This window comes from Xenorhabdus yunnanensis (genome assembly GCF_028598805.1).
GTDB classification, from domain to species: Bacteria; Pseudomonadota; Gammaproteobacteria; order Enterobacterales; family Enterobacteriaceae; genus Xenorhabdus; species Xenorhabdus yunnanensis.
The window spans coordinates 1-856 of record NZ_JAQRFI010000186.1 but is presented as its reverse complement, the minus strand read 5'-3'; the positions used below and the strand labels follow the sequence as shown (position 1 = coordinate 856).

2 protein-coding genes are annotated in these 856 nt (G+C 49.1%); both read right to left on the bottom strand.

Annotation, left to right across the window (positions count from 1 at the left end; genetic code table 11):
* Positions 1-341, bottom strand: a 341-nt coding sequence (locus PSI23_RS21645; RefSeq protein ID WP_273557002.1) for a tail fiber assembly protein, incomplete at its 3' end; no start/stop codon positions are given.
* Between the two features lies 1 nt (position 342).
* On the bottom strand, positions 343-856 hold a 514-nt coding region (locus PSI23_RS21640; RefSeq protein ID WP_444876163.1), incomplete at its 5' end, for a gp53-like domain-containing protein.

Here is an 856-nt window from a genome sequence, read left to right as displayed (position 1 = left end):
CGCCATGCGGTGAGTACGGATTTCTCTGTGTCGGTGGCGATACCTAAATCGGCGGCGTCCTGCAATGGCGCGATTCTATCTCTGGCCTCATTCATTAAATGCTGTTTCCGTGATCCCGCCCGGCGTTGTAATTCCTCTGGTGTGGGCGGCGGAATGTCTTCCCATGCAGGTAAGCCATCAGAACCAGTAATACGCTGTTTACCTTCGGGGGGTATACGGAATTTCTGATAAACCGTGTCACTCACCTCAATACCATCCGCCGGCCATGACCCCGCGTTGATATAATCTGGTTTCAATTCAATTGCATAAAATGCGTTGTCTGTCGCACTGTAAACATACATATCAATACCCCACTGCTAACCAAAAAAGACGATTCAGTTTTGAATTAGAAAAGGTGGCGGACAGCCCCAGCCCAAAGCGCAACCGAGAGTAGATACTCGTGTGACACGACACGACATTTGTCGAGGTCACAGGGGCGGCATAAATCGGCGATGCGGTCAGTGACACACAGGCTGTCGGGAACGACGTCAGAAAATTAAATTCCCGGTAATCATCATCAGGAACATAGGCGGTTCCCCATTGGTACATCACACCTGTGTCCCCGCATTTCCACCATCCATCCTCAGATTTTAATGCGGTGTTTTTATTGCCGTAACGCACATCAAAATTGCCGTAGTTACGGGGCAATATCTCACCGTCAACAAAAAACTGAACAGCACCATTCGCCAATCGCTGGGCATAAAACATCGAGCCGGTATCATCCTGACATTCCAGAACAGTGGGACGACTATTTACCCCCCATAACGATAAATTCACCCGCGATTTGGCTGTTCTCAATGACGACAACACCAAATCA